The organism is Rhodoblastus sphagnicola, assembly GCF_002937075.1.
Taxonomy (GTDB): domain Bacteria; phylum Pseudomonadota; class Alphaproteobacteria; order Rhizobiales; family Beijerinckiaceae; genus Rhodoblastus; species Rhodoblastus sphagnicola.
Genome location: NZ_NHSJ01000039.1, coordinates 22,403 through 36,885, shown reverse-complemented (window position 1 = coordinate 36,885; position 14,483 = coordinate 22,403). Strand labels below are relative to the sequence as shown.

At 63.4% G+C, this 14,483-nt stretch carries 19 protein-coding genes; 9 read left to right on the top strand and 10 right to left on the bottom strand.

Translation table 11 applies throughout. The features are described from left to right. Window positions 1-28 precede the first annotated feature (28 nt). Both CCR94_RS05600 and CCR94_RS05595 read left to right on the top strand, forming a co-directional pair. Window positions 29-871, top strand: coding sequence for a UDP-2,3-diacylglucosamine diphosphatase (locus CCR94_RS05600; protein WP_104506896.1), 843 nt, complete (start codon window positions 29-31; stop codon window positions 869-871). A gap of 110 nt (window positions 872-981) precedes the next feature. Further along, window positions 982-1,458: an arsenate reductase/protein-tyrosine-phosphatase family protein gene (locus CCR94_RS05595; RefSeq protein WP_104506895.1), complete on the top strand. Its 477-nt coding sequence runs from the start codon at window positions 982-984 to the stop codon at window positions 1,456-1,458. A 372-nt stretch (window positions 1,459-1,830) separates the two neighbouring features. On the opposite strand, the gene CCR94_RS05590 is transcribed toward CCR94_RS05595, so the two are convergent. Together CCR94_RS05590 and CCR94_RS05585 are read right to left on the bottom strand one after the other, a co-directional pair. Beyond that, a complete protein-coding gene (locus CCR94_RS05590; RefSeq protein WP_104506894.1) occupies window positions 1,831-2,547 on the bottom strand; it encodes a hypothetical protein in 717 nt (238 codons plus the stop codon). Between the two features lie 297 nt (window positions 2,548-2,844). Then, window positions 2,845-3,222: a HesB/IscA family protein gene (locus CCR94_RS05585; protein WP_104506893.1), complete on the bottom strand. Its 378-nt coding sequence runs from the start codon at window positions 3,220-3,222 to the stop codon at window positions 2,845-2,847. 133 nt (window positions 3,223-3,355) lie between these two features. On the opposite strand from CCR94_RS05585, the gene CCR94_RS05580 reads away from it, so the two are divergent. The 5 genes from CCR94_RS05580 to CCR94_RS05560 all read left to right on the top strand — a co-directional run bounded on the left by CCR94_RS05580 (window position 3,356) and on the right by CCR94_RS05560 (window position 7,671). Further along, window positions 3,356-3,964, top strand: coding sequence for an anthranilate synthase component II (locus CCR94_RS05580; RefSeq protein WP_104506892.1), 609 nt, complete (start codon window positions 3,356-3,358; stop codon window positions 3,962-3,964). 13 nt (window positions 3,965-3,977) lie between these two features. Beyond that, a complete protein-coding gene (trpD, locus tag CCR94_RS05575) occupies window positions 3,978-5,006 on the top strand; it encodes an anthranilate phosphoribosyltransferase (RefSeq protein WP_104506891.1) in 1,029 nt (342 codons plus the stop codon). Window positions 5,007-5,022: 16 nt separating this feature from the next. Further along, window positions 5,023-5,832: an indole-3-glycerol phosphate synthase TrpC gene (trpC, locus tag CCR94_RS05570; protein ID WP_104506890.1), complete on the top strand. Its 810-nt coding sequence runs from the start codon at window positions 5,023-5,025 to the stop codon at window positions 5,830-5,832. After that, window positions 5,829-6,305: a cyclic pyranopterin monophosphate synthase MoaC gene (gene moaC / locus CCR94_RS05565; RefSeq protein ID WP_104506889.1), complete on the top strand. Its 477-nt coding sequence runs from the start codon at window positions 5,829-5,831 to the stop codon at window positions 6,303-6,305. Before trpC ends, moaC begins: the two co-directional genes overlap by 4 nt. 145 nt (window positions 6,306-6,450) lie before the next feature. Continuing rightward, a complete protein-coding gene (locus CCR94_RS05560) occupies window positions 6,451-7,671 on the top strand; it encodes a molybdopterin molybdotransferase MoeA (RefSeq protein ID WP_104506888.1) in 1,221 nt (406 codons plus the stop codon). Between the two features lie 176 nt (window positions 7,672-7,847). Here CCR94_RS05560 and recO read toward each other — a convergent pair whose 3' ends face one another. From recO to CCR94_RS05520, 8 genes are all read right to left on the bottom strand, one after another. Then, entirely contained in the window at window positions 7,848-8,558 is a 711-nt protein-coding gene (gene recO, locus CCR94_RS05555) for a DNA repair protein RecO (protein ID WP_104506887.1), read from the bottom strand. Window positions 8,559-8,598: 40 nt separating this feature from the next. Continuing rightward, on the bottom strand, window positions 8,599-9,501 hold the full coding sequence (gene era, locus CCR94_RS05550; protein WP_104506886.1) for a GTPase Era: 903 nt from the start codon (window positions 9,499-9,501) through the stop codon (window positions 8,599-8,601). Continuing rightward, window positions 9,498-10,250, bottom strand: coding sequence for a ribonuclease III (gene rnc, locus CCR94_RS05545; RefSeq protein ID WP_104506885.1), 753 nt, complete (start codon window positions 10,248-10,250; stop codon window positions 9,498-9,500). Before rnc ends, era begins: the two co-directional genes overlap by 4 nt. After that, a complete protein-coding gene (gene lepB / locus CCR94_RS05540; protein ID WP_104506884.1) occupies window positions 10,247-11,026 on the bottom strand; it encodes a signal peptidase I in 780 nt (259 codons plus the stop codon). Before lepB ends, rnc begins: the two co-directional genes overlap by 4 nt. 45 nt (window positions 11,027-11,071) lie before the next feature. Continuing rightward, on the bottom strand, window positions 11,072-11,494 hold the full coding sequence (gene acpS / locus CCR94_RS05535; RefSeq protein ID WP_104506883.1) for a holo-ACP synthase: 423 nt from the start codon (window positions 11,492-11,494) through the stop codon (window positions 11,072-11,074). Continuing rightward, a complete protein-coding gene (locus CCR94_RS05530) occupies window positions 11,491-12,240 on the bottom strand; it encodes a pyridoxine 5'-phosphate synthase (RefSeq protein WP_104506882.1) in 750 nt (249 codons plus the stop codon). The genes acpS and CCR94_RS05530 overlap by 4 nt, the downstream gene beginning before the upstream one ends. A gap of 137 nt (window positions 12,241-12,377) precedes the next feature. Beyond that, on the bottom strand, window positions 12,378-12,662 hold the full coding sequence (locus CCR94_RS05525) for an addiction module antidote protein (RefSeq protein WP_104506881.1): 285 nt from the start codon (window positions 12,660-12,662) through the stop codon (window positions 12,378-12,380). Between the two features lie 3 nt (window positions 12,663-12,665). After that, the gene (locus CCR94_RS05520) at window positions 12,666-12,995 is read right to left on the bottom strand and encodes a type II toxin-antitoxin system RelE/ParE family toxin (RefSeq protein ID WP_338052971.1); all 330 of its coding nucleotides are present in this window, start codon (window positions 12,993-12,995) and stop codon (window positions 12,666-12,668) included. 468 nt (window positions 12,996-13,463) lie between these two features. On the opposite strand from CCR94_RS05520, the gene CCR94_RS05515 reads away from it, so the two are divergent. Then, entirely contained in the window at window positions 13,464-13,838 is a 375-nt protein-coding gene (locus CCR94_RS05515) for a hypothetical protein (RefSeq protein WP_146089870.1), read from the top strand. Between the two features lie 330 nt (window positions 13,839-14,168). Beyond that, entirely contained in the window at window positions 14,169-14,390 is a 222-nt protein-coding gene (locus CCR94_RS24430; RefSeq protein WP_146089869.1) for a hypothetical protein, read from the top strand. Window positions 14,391-14,483: the final 93 nt, after the last annotated feature.

Sequence of the window (14,483 nt, the reverse complement as noted above, 5' to 3'; positions counted from 1 at the left end):
AGAGACTTCATTGGCTGAAGGCCGGATCATGAGCCACACTGTGAACCGAGACGACGAAGAACCGGAGCCCAAGCGCTACCGCACCCTGTTCATTTCCGACGTGCATCTTGGCACGCGCGGGTGTCAGGCCGATCTTCTGCTCGACTTTTTCAAGCACAACGAGTCCGATGAGTTGATCCTCGTCGGCGACATCATCGACGGCTGGCGGTTGAAGGGCGGCTGGTACTGGCCGCAGGCCCACAATGACGTGATGCAAAAACTGCTGCGCAAGGTGCGCAAGGGGACGCGCGTCGTGTTCGTGCCGGGCAATCACGACGAATTCGCCCGCGACTTCGTCGGTTTGGAGTTCGGCGGCGTCGAGGTCGAGGACCACATTCTCCACAAGACCGCCGACGGCAAGACTTTCCTCGTCGTCCACGGCGACCAGTTCGACGTGGTGGTGCGCCACGCCCGCTGGCTCGCCCATCTCGGCGACTGGGCCTATGATTTCGCCATCTGGATCAATTGCTGGTTCAACCGCGCCCGCAGAAAGGTCGGCCTGCCCTACTGGTCGTTCTCGCAATGGGCCAAGCTCAAGGTCAAGGACGCCGTCAATTTCATCGGCGCCTTCGAGGAGACGCTTGCCGCGGAAGCGCGCCGGCGCGGCGTGGACGGCATTGTCTGCGGCCATATCCACCACGCCGTGATCCGCGATATCGACGGAATCACCTATGTCAACACCGGCGATTTCGTCGAATCCTGCACGGCCATCGCCGAAAATTTCGACGGGTCGCTGGAGCTGATCCACTGGAAGCTGCTCGAAAGCGAGCGCGCGCCGGCCGCCAAGACGCCGGCGTTGCCCCTGCCCGCGCGGCGCGTCGCGGCCGAGTGATCGCGCGATCCTTCGGGCGGGCGGCGCGAGAATGACATGGCCAATGACACATGGCCATTGGCTCTTGGCCGTGGCATAGGCGGGGCAAACCACCGCCGCGAGGCCGCGCCATGAAAAAAGTGCTGTTCCTGTGCACCGGCAATTATTATCGCAGCCGGTTCGCGGAAGAATTGTTCAATTTCCTCGCGCCGGACGTCTGTCCGGGCTGGACGTCGTTTTCGCGCGGCGTCGCCGTCGATCTCGGCTCCGGCAATATCGGCCCGATCGCGCGCGCCACCGCGCAGGCCCTGAGCGAACGCGGCCTCGCCTTCGACCGCGACTCCGCCCGCTCTCCGCTTCAGGTCACGGTCGAGGATCTCGACGGCGCCGATCACATTGTCGCGCTGAAACGCGCGGAGCACCTGCCGCTGATGCAGGCGCGCTTCCCCGCCTGGCTGGAGCGCGCGCCGGATCGCATCGAATATTGGCATGTCCACGACATCGACGTCGCGCCGCCGCGCATGGCGCTGCCGCTGATCGACGCGCAGGTGCGGGATTTGCTGACGCGGTTGGGCGGCGGGGCGCTGGCCCCATCGGCGCGAGGTTAGGCGACGCGACTGCTGAGAACGTCGTGGGTTGATCCCCTCGCGCTTCGAGACGGCGAGCTTTGCTCGCCTCCTCAGCATGAGGGGTTCAACGGAATCAATCGCGCCTACCGGGTTAACGCATACACCCACAACATGTAGAGGGAGGCGAGCCAGATTGAGGCGGCATGATCGACCGAGTCCGACGGGAAGCGGAAGGACGCGGACGCCGCCAGAATTTGGTGGTTTGGCTCCATAAGCCGTCCTTCGTCGTGCAACCAACGGCGCCGTGCGGCGGACAAGAAGGCGCGTTTCGAAACTCACAAATTCTGATAAACGAGGCCCTCGATTCCCAAAAAATTCTGGACGACGAATTTACTACGACAATTGATGGGTTTAGATCTCCACGATTTGCCTATGACAGGTCTTGAAGAGAATGATTTTTTCAAAAACTTTAGAGGCAAGTTTAATCGGTTGCGTGGTGATCTCCTGATCTTGCGCCGGGTTCCAGAAATCAACGACGATCAATAGCCAATAGGCATCGCACTTGTGGTAGTCGGCGGCCTTCCCTTCTTTCTCGGTAACAATATCGTTTAGTCTCGCGACGGGCATTATAGGAACGGAATACGACTGAACGAGCTCAAAATTGCCATTCTGAAATTCTCGGCCGCTCGTGTGAATCCAATTGAGCTCCGGCATCTCGGGATAGCTATCGGTATCGATTTGTCCCTCTGGTTGCGTGTCGATTTGCGTAGCGAAATTCGCCAATATTTGCGGCAACACCTTGCATCTATCCTTGGTAATTCGTATTTCTGGATCAAAAGCGATCGAAAGTATGATCTCCTTACCGCCAGCTTTTCGATACAACTTATGGGCTTTTGATATGATGGCGTCTCTAAGCGGCCGCTGCGTTTGCTCGCTTCCTTCTGCTTCGTTCGGCCGAACATAGAAATTGGTAATTTCGATTCCTATCGTGCGGTCGCCCTTTAAAAAAACATCCGGTTTGTCCGAATATTTGATCTCTCCAGGCGGCAACGCATAAGCTTTGCGAAACTCTTCAAAATGCGCCTGCTCAATCTGCTGGTTCGATATTCTGACAGGCACATGACTCATGGCGATAGCCTCGATATGGTGCTTTGCGAAAGTCTTGATTTTTGCTCGTCGCGACGGCGGCGACCGTCGGCTTTGGGTGATGAAGAGACCATCGCGGGCGTGTCGGGAAGGTCGCCTTCGAGCCGCTCTCTGCCTTTACCCAAGCGCGCGACCGCTCTACATGCAGCAGGTGTAGGCGTTAACCCGATAGGCGCGGACTCAATCTGCCACCCCTCATGGTGAGGAGGCCCCGGAGGGGGCCGTCTCGAACCATGGCCCTCGCAACGGGACTTTTTGGCAAGCCTCGGGGAACGCGGGTCAGGCGTTGAACTGGCTGAGCGCCTCTTCCGAGACCGGCGTGATCGCCACCGATTCCCCGCAGCCGCAGGACGCGGTTTCGTTGGGGTTTTTGAAGGTGAAGGTGGCCGACATTTTGGTCGTCTCGAAATCCATCCGCGCGCCGATCAGGAACAGCACGGCTTTCGGGTCGATCAAAACCTTGGCCCCCTTGTCCTCGACCAGAATTTCGCCGGGGCGTGGCGCGTCGGCCATTTCCACCGTGTAGGACATGCCGGCGCAGCCGCCGTTCCTGACGCCGACCCGCAGGCCGATGGCCGCGCCGGCGGCCTTGTCCACCAGCGTTTTCACGCGCGTCGCCGCTGCGTCGGTGAGATCCATAACGGGGCGTCCGGCCATGCGCTGCTCCAAATTGTCTTCGCTTCAGAATATAGGGCGCGCCGGCGTGTTTTGAAAGCGGCGGATCGGAACGGGCCCTGCAATTGACTTCCCTTGCGCGCGCGCCCAAAACAGCCGCTCCAACGAGGCTGTCATGACATCCGTTTCCGTCACGCTGATCGACAATTACGACTCCTTCACCTTCAATCTCGTGCATTATTTCGGCGCGCTCGGCGCCAATGTGAAAGTGGTGCGCAACGACGCCGCCACCGTGGACGAGATCATGGCCGAGGACCCCGACTGCCTCGTGCTGTCGCCCGGCCCCTGCACCCCGCGCGAGGCCGGCATCTGCATCGAGTTGATCCGCGCCGCTTGTGAGAAAATCCCGCTGTTTGGCGTCTGCCTCGGCCATCAGGCCATCGGCGAGGTGTTCGGCGGCGAAGTTGTCCGCGCGCCGCAACCGATCCACGGCAAGGTCGCGGAGATCCATCACGGCGCCGAGACCGTATTCCACGGCCTGCCCACGCCGTTCAAGGCGACGCGCTATCATTCGCTGGTGGTGCGCCGCGACAACCTGCCCACCGAACTCGCCGTGACCGCGAAAACGTCCGGCGGCCTGATCATGGGCCTGTCGCACATCACCCATCCCGTCCACGGCGTGCAATTCCATCCCGAAAGCATCGCCTCCGAGCACGGCCACGCGCTGTTGAGGAATTTCCTCGATCTGGCGCAAAAGTGGAACGTCGCCAAGGGAAGAAAATAGTCGGGAGGATGTGATGGAGGCGTTCAAACCCTTCCTCGCCAAGATTTCGGAGCGCGCGTCGCTCAGTCGCGCCGAGGCTGAAGCCGCGTTCGGCCTGATCCTCTCTGGCGAGGCCACGCCGGCGCAGATCGGCGCCTTCCTGATGGGCCTGCGGGTGCGCGGCGAGACGCTGGATGAACTCACCGGCGCGGTTGCGGCGATGCGGGCGCGCATGTTGCGGGTTTCCGCGCCTTCGGGCGCCATCGACGTGGTCGGCACCGGCGGCGACGGCGCGCAGACCTACAATATTTCGACCCTCGCCGCGATCATTGTCGCCGCCTGCGGCGTGCCCGTGGCCAAGCACGGCAATCGCGCGGCCTCGTCGTTTTCGGGCGCCTCCGACGTGCTGACCGGCTTGGGCGTGCGCATCGGCATCCCGCCCGACGTGGTCGAGAAATGCCTGCGCGAGGTCAATATCGGCTTCATGACGGCGCAGGCGCATCATCCCGCCATGGCGCTGGTGGCGCCGATGCGCAAGGAACTTTCCGTGCGCACCCTGTTCAACCTGCTGGGACCGCTGTCCAATCCCGCTGGCGTCACCCGCGCGCTGATCGGCGTCGCCGACCCCAAGTGGATGGATTACATCGCCCACACGCTGGATGCGCTGGGCGCCGAAAAGGTGTGGATCGCGCATGGGGCCGATGGGCTCGACGAGGTCACCACCACCGCGCCGACAGAAATTCTGGAGCTGGATCACGGAAATATCAGGCGCTTCGTCGTGACCCCCGAGGAAGCCGGCCTGCCCCGCGCCACGCTCGCCGAACTGCGCGGCGGCGATCCCGCCTATAACGCCGCCGCCTTGCGCGCCGTGCTCGCGGGCGCGAAAAACCCCTATCGCGACATCGCCGTCCTCAACGCCGCCGCCGCGCTGGTGGTCGCGGGCAAGGCCGATGCGCTCGCGGCGGGCGCGCGGCGGGCGGAAGCGGCTCTGGACAGTGGAAAAGCGCGTGATACGCTTGAAAATCTGATAAGAACAAGCAAAGAGGCCGAAACCGCCAATTGAGGAAAACCGGGGTTCCATGTCCGACATTTTGCGCAAGATTGAAGCCTACAAGCGGACTGAAATTGCGGAGGCCAAGGTGCGGTTGCCGCTGTCCACGCTCGAGCGCAAATTGCGCGACACCGATCCGCCGCGCGGTTTTGTGCGCGCGCTTCGCGACAAGCTGGCGGCCGGCCTGCCCGCGCTGATCGCGGAAGTGAAGAAAGCCAGCCCGTCCAAGGGGCTGATTCGCGCCGATTTCGATCCGCCGGCGCTGGCGCGCGCCTATGAGGCCAATGGCGCCGCCTGCCTGTCCGTGCTGACCGACGGCCCCTCGTTCCAGGGCAAGCTCGACGATCTCACCGCCGCCCGCGCCAGCGTGCGCCTGCCCATCCTGCGCAAGGACTTTCTGTTCGACCCCTATCAGGTCTATCAGGCCCGCGCCGCCGGGGCCGATTGCGTCCTGATCATCATGGCCTGCGTCGCCGACCGCGAGGCGAAAGCCCTCAACGCCGCCGCGCATGACCTCAACATGGACGTGCTGGCGGAAGCCCATGACGAGGCCGAACTCGACCGCGCCCTGGCGCTGGAAACCCCGCTGATCGGCATCAACAACCGCAATCTGCGCGATTTCACCGTGTCGATCGGGGTGAGCGAACGGCTGTCGCAGCGCGTGCCGCGCGAAAGAATGGTGGTCGCGGAAAGCGGCATCAATGCGCACGAGGATATTTTACGCCTGCGCAAAGCCGGCGTGAACGTGTTCCTGGTCGGCGAGACGCTGATGCGGCAGGCCGATGTCGGCGCCGCCACCCGCGCCCTGCTCAATGGCGCGCTCAACCAGCCGGCATGAGCGAACTCACCCACCTGAACGCGGCGGGTGAGGCGCGCATGGTCGATGTCTCCGGCAAGGACCGCACGTCGCGCGAGGCGGTCGCCGAGGGGCGCGTCTTGATGGCGCCGGAGACGCTGGATCTCTGCCTGTCCGGTCAGGCCAAGAAGGGCGACGTGTTCGCCACCGCCCGCATCGCCGGGATTTTCGCCGCCAAGAAGACCCATGAACTGATTCCGCTTTGCCATCCGCTGCTGCTGTCCAAGGTCGAGGTGGAGGTGGCGCCGGATGTCGCCCTGCCCGGCTTGCGCGTGACGGCGCGGGTGAAAACTCTGGGCGAGACCGGCGTGGAGATGGAGGCGCTGACCGCCGTGTCCGTGGCCTGTCTGACCATTTACGACATGCTCAAGGCGGCGGACCGCGCCATGCGCATCGAGGCTGTGCAATTGCTGTTGAAAACCGGTGGAAAATCTGGGGATTATGTGCGGGGCTAAGGCATTGGCGTCAGGGTCATCAGGAAATGCCCTATCCTTTTCCTGATGACGTCGAGGATCACGCCCCAGCCCCTCACCCCTGCCCTCTCCCCGCAAGCGGGGAGAGGGAGTCGATCGAGGCTTTCGTGAAGGCGCGCGGGACAGAATGACCGAGAAAAAGCCTCTCCTCTCCGTTGAAGACGCCTTGGCCGCCATTCTCGCCCAGGCGCGCGGGCCGGTCAGCGTCGAGGATGTTGCGCTCGGCGACGCCTTCGGGCGGACGCTGGCGCGCGATCTGGCCGCCCGACGCACCCAGCCGCCAAAGCCTCTCTCCGCGATGGATGGTTACGCCTTGCGGGCCGAGGACGCCAACGCGCCGCTGCGAGTCGTCGGCGAATCCTCCGCCGGCGCGGGCTTTGCGGGAAGCTGCGGCCCTGGCGAGGCCGTGCGGATTTTCACCGGCGCGCCGCTGCCGCAGGGCGCTGACAGTGTTCTTATTCAAGAGGAGGCCGCGCGCGAGGGCGATGTCGTCACCGCGCGTACGGTTGTCGCGGCGGGCAAGAACGTGCGGCTCGCGGGCATAGATTTCCGCGAGGGTGAAACCATCTTGCGCGCCGGGCGGCGGCTCACCCCCGCCGATGTCGCCCTCGCCGCCTCCGCCGACCATCCGGCGCTGCCGGTCGCGCGAAAACCGCGCATTGCGGTGCTCTCCACCGGCGACGAACTGGTGGCGCCGGGCGCGCCGCGTGGGCCGGACCAGATCGTCGCCTCCAATGCCTATGCCGTGCTTGGACTGATCGCGGCCTGTGGCGGCGAAGCGCGCGATCTCGGCGTCGCGCCCGACCGGCCCGAGGCCATTGAAGCGGCCATCCGCGCGGGGCTTGGCCTCGGCGTCGATGTGCTCGTCACCATTGGCGGCGCCTCCGTCGGCGACCGCGATTTCGTTCGTGGCGCGCTGGCGGCGGAAGGCATGGCGCTGGATTTCTGGAAGATCAACATGAAGCCCGGCAAGCCGCTGATCCACGGGCATATTGGCGCGACACAAGTGCTGGGACTGCCGGGCAATCCCGTTTCGGCCGTGGTGTGCGGCGAGTTGTTCCTAAAACCGCTGATCCGCGCCTTGTGTGGCGATCTTGTCGGCGCGGCGCATCGGCTTGAGCCCGCCGTCGCCGGAGCGGACCTGCGCGCCAATGGCCCGCGCCGCGAATTTTTACGCGCCACCCTGGCTTGGCGCGACGACGGCCGCCTCGTCGCCACGCCGCAACAGGATCAGGATTCCTCGCTCAATTCCGTGCTGGCGCGCTCGCAGGCCCTGATCCTGCGTGAGAGCGACGCGCCGGCGCTGGCGCGCGGCGAAAAGGTTTTGGTCTTGCGGCTGACGGAATGACGCGGATTTAGGCGACGTGACAAAATAAGTGAATCGTCCGCATCGCAAGGAACGAACCCCTCATCCGTCGCGCTTGCGCGCGACACCTTCTCCCGCAAGGGGAGAAGGGAAGCGCGCCGACGATTCGTGGCGCTTATCTGGCGCCGGAATTGAAGCGGTTGTTTCGCTTCTTTGCCTCAGAGCCCGGCCAGATAGGCCGCGCGCGAATCCGGCGGTTTCAGCCCGCGCGGCGCGAACACATCGCGGTCGAGGAAAAAGCCGGTCAGGCGCAGCGCGTCGCGGATCGCGTCGGGGGACGGCGAGGCGCCCGGTCCCTCGCGCAGGAACGACGGCAGCGGCAAAAGCCTGTCGGCCCAGGGCGCGCCGGCCTCGCCGCTGACCGCGCGGCCGCTTTTCGGCGAGACGTAAATCAGGTTGTCCGTTGTTCCCGTCGCCGCGCATTTTTCAAGATCGAGCCCGAACCCCAGGTCGGCCAGCAGGGCGAGTTCGAAGCGCACCAACAGGCTTGGCGCCAGCGGGTCGCACAAATGCGCGAGCAGCGCCGCCGCCATGTCGAACAGGTTTTGGTGGGGATCGCGTTCCGGCAACAGCCGCAGCAGGCCGCCGAGCCAGTTGACCCCATGCAGGGCGCGGACGTCGCCCATCAGCAGATGCGTGCGCAGCGTCAGCGGCTCCACGACGAAGGCGCCGATATGGTCCTCAAGCCGCGCCCGCCAGGTGGCGGCGACTTCGTTGCCGGGTTGCAGCACCGGCTGCATGGTTTTCGAGCGGCCGGAGCGGACAACCCCGACATGGCGGCCGTGGCCGCGCGTCATCACTTCAAGAATGACGCTGGTCTCGCCGTGCTTTTTCACGCCCAGCACAAGGGCGCGCTCGGACCATTCCATCGTTGGATTTTACCAGCAAACGCAGGAAGCGTGAGGCGAGCTATTTCTTCGGGAACTCCAGCCCCATTTCGCGGTAGCGCTCGGGGTCGTCGCCCCAGTTCTCGCGCACTTTCACGAACAGGAACAGATGCACTTTCTGTTCCGCCGCTTCCATGATTTCCTTGCGCGCCGCCGAACCGATGCTCTTGATGGTCTTGCCGCCCTCGCCGATCACGATCTTCTTCTGCCCCTCGCGGGTGACATAAATCGTCTGCTCGACTCTCGCGGAGCCGTCCGGCTGGTCTTTCCACAATTCGGTCTCGACCGTGGACTGATAGGGCAATTCGTCGTGCAAGCGCTCGAACAGTTTTTCGCGCGTGATTTCAGCGGCCAGCGAACGCAGCGGCGCGTCGGACACCTGATCTTCGGGATAGAGCCAGGGGCCTTCCGGCATCATGCCAGCCAGCTTGCGCAGAAACGTCTCGCAGCCGTGGCCCTTGAGCGCCGAGATCATGAAGGTTTCGATGAACTCGGCCTTGGCGTTGAGGTCGGCGGCCAGTCCCAGCAGCCGTTCATGGGGGATGGTGTCGATCTTGTTCAGCAGCAGGATCTTCGGCGCCTTGATCCGAGGCAGCGCGGCGAAAATCGCCTCGTTTTCCTCGTCATAGCCTTTGCGCGCATCGATCAGCAGGCAAACCACGTCCGCGTCCCCCGCCCCGCCCCAGGCCGAGGTCACCATGGCGCGGTCGAGCCGGCGTTTGGGCGCGAAAATGCCGGGGGTGTCAACGAAGACGATCTGCGCCTGATCTTGCAGCGCGATGCCGCGCACCAGCGCGCGCGTGGTCTGCACCTTGCGCGAGACGATCGAGACCTTGGCTCCCACCAACTGGTTGAGGAGTGTGGATTTTCCGGCGTTGGGGGCGCCGATCAAGGCGACGAAGCCGCAGCTTGTCCGTTCGGTCATGTCGGGTCTTCAACCCCTTCGCGCGCGAGAAAGGCTTGCGCCGCCGCCTGTTCGGCGGCGCGTTTCGACCCGCCGCGCGCCTCGACCGGCGCGTAACCGGGAATCACCACCTCGATCACGAAGGCCGGCGCATGGTCCGGCCCGGAGCGGGCGGCGAGCTTGTACAGCGGGGGCGTCAGGCCGCGCGCCTGCGCCCATTCCTGCAACATGGTTTTGGGATCGCGCAGGGGGCGCGTCGGGTTTTGCATCCGCTCAAGGAACGCCCGGCGGATCAGGGCCTCCGCCGCGGCAAAACCGCCGTCGAGATAAACCGCGCCGATGATCGATTCGCAGATGTCGCCGAGCAGGGCCGACTTCTTCTTGCCGCCGCTTTGCGCCTCGCCCTCGCCCAACCGCAAGAACTCGCCGGCGCCCCATTCGCGCGCGACGTCGGCGCAGGATTCCTTGCGCACCAGCACGGCGAGGCGGCGCGACAACTCGCCCTCCTCCGCCTCCGGGAAATGCGCGCACAGCATGGCCGCGATGGCGAGGCCGAGCACGCGGTCGCCCAAAAATTCCAGCCGCTGGTAGGAATCCGCGCGGCGCGGCGACGGCGACAGCGCGCTGATGTGGGTGAGGGCGCGGACCAGATGCGACCGGTCGGCGAAGGCGTGGCCGATGCGCGCCTCCAGCACCGCGAGATCCTTGACCTCGATATCCTTTCCCGCGAGATCCCGCGCGGCGAGGTCGGCGGCGGCTCCCTTGCTCATCTGACCGCGTGGAACATGCGGCCGAGCCGCAGCGTCCAGGGCCAGCGCCAGAATTCATAGGCCGCCGCGCCGTCGCCGACCGAGAAGAAGGTCACTTCGGCGCGGCCCTCGATGTTCTCGAACGGGACATAGCCGACGCCGCCCTGGTCCGGCGGGACGCGCGAATCGGTGGAATTGTCGCGATTGTCGCCCATCATGAAATAATGGTTGGGCGGCACCACGAACGGCCCGGCGTTGTCGTTGAAGCCGTCGTCGCCCTGGATCTCGATGATCACGTGCGCGACGCCGCCCGGCAGCGTTTCGGTATAGGTCGGCACCGGGCCAAAATGGCCGTAAAGGTCCTCGGTCCGCGCCTTGTCGATTTCCTCGCGCGGCACGATTTCATCGTTGATGTAGAGCCGGCCGCGCTTCATCTCGATCTTCTCGCCGGGCAGGCCGATCACGCGCTTGATGTAGTCGGTCTCGTTGTCGCGCGGCAGCTTGAACACCACGATGTCGCCGCGCTTGGGCGGCGTGCCGAGCACGCGCCCCTTGAACAGCGGCGGGCCGAACGGGAAGGAATAGCGCGAATAGCCGTAGGAATATTTCGACACGAACAGGTAATCGCCGATTTCCAGCGTCGGGATCATCGAGCCCGAGGGAATGTTGAAGGGCTGGAACAGGAAGGTGCGCACCACCAGGGCGATGGCCAGCGCCTGGAGGATGACGACGATGGTTTCGCCAAGGCCCTCGGGTTCGGTCTTTTTCGCGGCTTTCAGCGCCGAATCGTCGATCATGGTTCTGCTCTTGTTGATCCCGTGGCCGCCGGTATTGCGGGTTTTTCAGGGGAAAGGCAAGGCGCCAACGGCCTCGATCAGCACCTGCGCCTGCGCGTAAGGGTATTCGTCGGTCAATGTCAGATGGATACGGGCCGTGGCGCCGGCGGGCGCCAGCCGCGCGCAAAGCTCGGCCAGACGCGCCGCCGCCGCGCCTTGCAGCTCCAGGCCGGGTTTGCCCGCCGCATCGTTGACCACGCCGATGTCGTGAAACCAGACGCCGCGCGCCAAGCCCGTGCCGAGCGCCTTGGCGCAGGCCTCCTTGGCGGCGAAACGCTTGGCGTAGGTCGCCGCGCGCATGGCGCGTCCGTCGGCTTTTTCGCGCTCGGTTTCGGTAAAGCAGCGGCGGGCGAAGCGGTCGCCGTATTTCTCCAGCGCCCGCTCGATCCGCCTGATGTCGCACAGGTCGATCCCGAGACCGAGGATCATGCGGCGCGTCCTGCGGCAATCGCCGCGATCATCTGTTGCACCGAGGCCTCCAGGCCGATGAACACGGCCTCGCCGATCAGGAAATGGCCGATGTTCAGTTCGGCGATTTGCGGCAGGGCGGCGATGGTTCTGGCGCTGTCGAAATCGAGGCCGTGGCCGGCGTGGCATTCCAGACCGAGCTTTTCGCACGTCGCCGCCGCTTCGCGCAGGCGTAAAAATTCGGCCTCGGCCTTTTCGGTTTCGTCCAGTTCCAGCGCGTTGCACCAGGCGCCGGTGTGCAGCTCCACTACAGGCGCCTTGATCTCCACCGCCGCTTCCAGCGCCGCGATCGATGGCTCGATGAACAGCGAGACGCGCACGCCGGCGCGGTTCAACTCATCGACGAAGGGAATGAGATTTTTCTTGCCGCCGATCACGTCGAGGCCGCCTTCGGTGGTGCGCTCGGTGCGCTTTTCCGGCACCAGGCAGCAGGCATTGGGTTTTACGCGCAGGACGATGTCGAGCATCTGCTCGGTGGCGGCCATTTCGAAATTGAGCGGCGCCGGCAAGCGCCGCAGCCTGATCATGTCCTCGTCCACGATGTGGCGGCGGTCCTCGCGCAGATGCGCGGTGATTCCGTCCGCGCCCGCGGCCAGCGCCAGTTGCGCGGCGCGCACGGGATCGGGAACGAAGCCGCCGCGGGCGTTGCGCAGGGTGGCGACATGATCGATGTTCACACCCAGCCTGATTTTCTTTGATCCGCTCATTTGTCCACCTGTGGAAGGGAATCGGTTCAGCCAACGATACGCAATTTCGCTGGGCCAAACGAGGCGGCGGATGAAGGAATTCTGTCTGCCCGCGCGCGGGGGGCATTGCGGTCAGGTCCCCGCAATTTCCCCCTATCTTATGCGGCCTTCGCGACCGTCAGCCGCAACCCCAGCGCCCTCGCGGCTTTGGTGAGCGTATCCAAGGTCGGATTGCCGCCTTCGACAAGGCCCTTGTAGATCGCCTCGCGGCTCAATCCGGTTTGTCGCGCGAACTCGGTTACGCCGATCGCCCTGGCGATCTCTCCGAGGCCGGATGCGATGAAGGAAGGATCGCCCTCTTCGAGAAGAATCTCGAAATAGGCGGCTCTGTCCTCCGGTGTGGCGAGATAGTTGCGGATATCGAATTCCCTGGTTTCGACCATCGGTCAGACCTCCTTTGCCAGCGCCTTGGCGGCGCGGACGTCGCGCGCTTGCGACCCCTTGTCGCCGCCGCCCAACAGAATGACGATCTCTTCCCCGCGCCGGCAGAAATAAACCCGATAGCCGGGACCAAAATGGAACCGTAATTCACCGACGCCATCGCCGACATCCTTGTGGTCGCCAAGTGAGCCTGTCCGTCCAATCCGGCGCAAACGCTCCGCGATCCGCAGCCGCGTCTTCACGTCTTTCTGGCCGTTGAGCCAGTCTGTGAAGGGGCGAGTTTCCAGGATCGTCAGCATGTGTATTTTAATACACATGAGGTTGTTGAGTGTCAACTAAGATACACGCTGCGACCGCGCGGGACGCAATGCGGTCATGTCCCCGCAATCCCGAGCAAGACGGGCGAGGGTTTGGGCGGGAGCGAATGCCGGGGGCCGGTGGCGCGGTCCATGAATTATGCAAATGGTATCATGTCCCCGTAATGCCGATACGAAGCTTCCGCACGATGTTTCCGACGATGCTCTGCTAATCCTCAATTGAAAGATTAGATGACTTCGGGCATATAGTCTCTCGGGACTATAAAGTCCCTAATCGTTTGCAGCAGGCTCATACTCTGTTTTTCCTACTTGATTAAGCGCAGAGCGGTTTCGGGATTGGGGAAATTAATGAAATTTGGGATCGTGTTTTTAGTGGCCCTCACTGTCGCTGGCTGCGCCGGAACAATGGACGTCGCGATGATGTCACGGACTTCGGGCGAGAGCTTCCGGGGGGAACTGCACAGCGATGGCTCGGGATCGGGCACAATGAGCGTCAATTTCAGGGGGCAACAATGCGTCGGCCCAGCCTCCCGAATCGCCTCCGACGAAAAAAAGATAGTCGGCAACGCAGGGACAAACAACAGCGCGACAGCAGTGACGAATGTTATAATAGGTCAGCAAACCGGGCCTATTTCATATGATACCCGCGCTGCTGACCCAGTGGATTCCTTTAACCAAGGGTTACAGGCCGGAGCTTTGGCGAAGGCAACCATGGGCGATGCCACAGTGAAGGCGCTACTTTCTTGCCCGAATGGTAAGGGCATTCGTTGCGTTCTGAAGGGGCGCGATTTGCATGGCGGCGGCGAATGCAGCACTGACGACGGGCAAGCCTTTGATATTATAGTTACTTCCCACAAATAAAAAATTTAGAACTACCGATATTTGGCTTGTTGAAGGCTAGAAAAATTGCCGAGTTTAACGAACAAAAAGGGATTGCGGGGACGCCATACGAATTCCCGTTTTGCCCCTCCCGTCATCGCGAGCGGAGCGAAGCGATCCGCCTTGCGATGCGCCGAAACGCGGATCGCTTCGTCGCTCACGCGCCTCGCGATGACGACCCCGGCGATGGCTCCGATCCGCACGCCCTGAGGAAGTCCGGCATCGCTGGCCTCAGCCTTTCCGCTCCCCTCTCCCCGCATAGGGTGTCCGTAAGGACGCCCGTCTTTCGGCGGGCTTTGCGGGGAGAGGGGGTTGGTCGAGGCTGTCGTGGTGGGGTGGGCGGCGGCCCGACGCGGTGTTTGGACTGTTGATCAGGCCCCGATGCGAAAGTGGGCATCTTTTTGGTCTGGATCGATGGCGCGAGGAGAGGTCGATTTGGCGGAATTGCAAGCTCTGGTTGACTCGGGTTTTAAAAAATTGATCGAAAACGCATGTCTTTCTGCGGATTCGTGCAAAAAAGCGATCAAGACATGATGGTTTTTCTTCATGCAACTCGGCAGTTGCGGAGGTGGCGAAATGGGGACGAAACCGGGCGTCTTCGATGAAACGCTTTGTTTGTCAATTCCT

What these genes read in the sequence shown, in the direction of transcription:
- CCR94_RS05585 (WP_104506893.1), bottom strand. Translation starts at nt 3,222, where the DNA reads ATGGCCGGACGCCCCGTTATGGATCTCACCGACGCAGCGGCGACGCGC.
- trpC (WP_104506890.1), top strand. Translation starts at nt 5,023, where the DNA reads ATGTCCGACATTTTGCGCAAGATTGAAGCCTACAAGCGGACTGAAATT.
- CCR94_RS05515 (WP_146089870.1), top strand. Translation starts at nt 13,464, where the DNA reads ATGAGCGTCAATTTCAGGGGGCAACAATGCGTCGGCCCAGCCTCCCGA.
- rnc (WP_104506885.1), bottom strand. Translation starts at nt 10,250, where the DNA reads ATGAGCAAGGGAGCCGCCGCCGACCTCGCCGCGCGGGATCTCGCGGGA.
- CCR94_RS05525 (WP_104506881.1), bottom strand. Translation starts at nt 12,662, where the DNA reads ATGGTCGAAACCAGGGAATTCGATATCCGCAACTATCTCGCCACACCG.
- CCR94_RS05560 (WP_104506888.1), top strand. Translation starts at nt 6,451, where the DNA reads ATGACCGAGAAAAAGCCTCTCCTCTCCGTTGAAGACGCCTTGGCCGCC.
- acpS (WP_104506883.1), bottom strand. Translation starts at nt 11,494, where the DNA reads ATGATCCTCGGTCTCGGGATCGACCTGTGCGACATCAGGCGGATCGAG.
- CCR94_RS05530 (WP_104506882.1), bottom strand. Translation starts at nt 12,240, where the DNA reads ATGAGCGGATCAAAGAAAATCAGGCTGGGTGTGAACATCGATCATGTC.
- trpD (WP_104506891.1), top strand. Translation starts at nt 3,978, where the DNA reads ATGGAGGCGTTCAAACCCTTCCTCGCCAAGATTTCGGAGCGCGCGTCG.
- CCR94_RS05580 (WP_104506892.1), top strand. Translation starts at nt 3,356, where the DNA reads ATGACATCCGTTTCCGTCACGCTGATCGACAATTACGACTCCTTCACC.
- era (WP_104506886.1), bottom strand. Translation starts at nt 9,501, where the DNA reads ATGACCGAACGGACAAGCTGCGGCTTCGTCGCCTTGATCGGCGCCCCC.
- recO (WP_104506887.1), bottom strand. Translation starts at nt 8,558, where the DNA reads ATGGAATGGTCCGAGCGCGCCCTTGTGCTGGGCGTGAAAAAGCACGGC.
- CCR94_RS05595 (WP_104506895.1), top strand. Translation starts at nt 982, where the DNA reads ATGAAAAAAGTGCTGTTCCTGTGCACCGGCAATTATTATCGCAGCCGG.
- moaC (WP_104506889.1), top strand. Translation starts at nt 5,829, where the DNA reads ATGAGCGAACTCACCCACCTGAACGCGGCGGGTGAGGCGCGCATGGTC.
- CCR94_RS05600 (WP_104506896.1), top strand. Translation starts at nt 29, where the DNA reads ATGAGCCACACTGTGAACCGAGACGACGAAGAACCGGAGCCCAAGCGC.
- CCR94_RS05590 (WP_104506894.1), bottom strand. Translation starts at nt 2,547, where the DNA reads ATGAGTCATGTGCCTGTCAGAATATCGAACCAGCAGATTGAGCAGGCG.
- lepB (WP_104506884.1), bottom strand. Translation starts at nt 11,026, where the DNA reads ATGATCGACGATTCGGCGCTGAAAGCCGCGAAAAAGACCGAACCCGAG.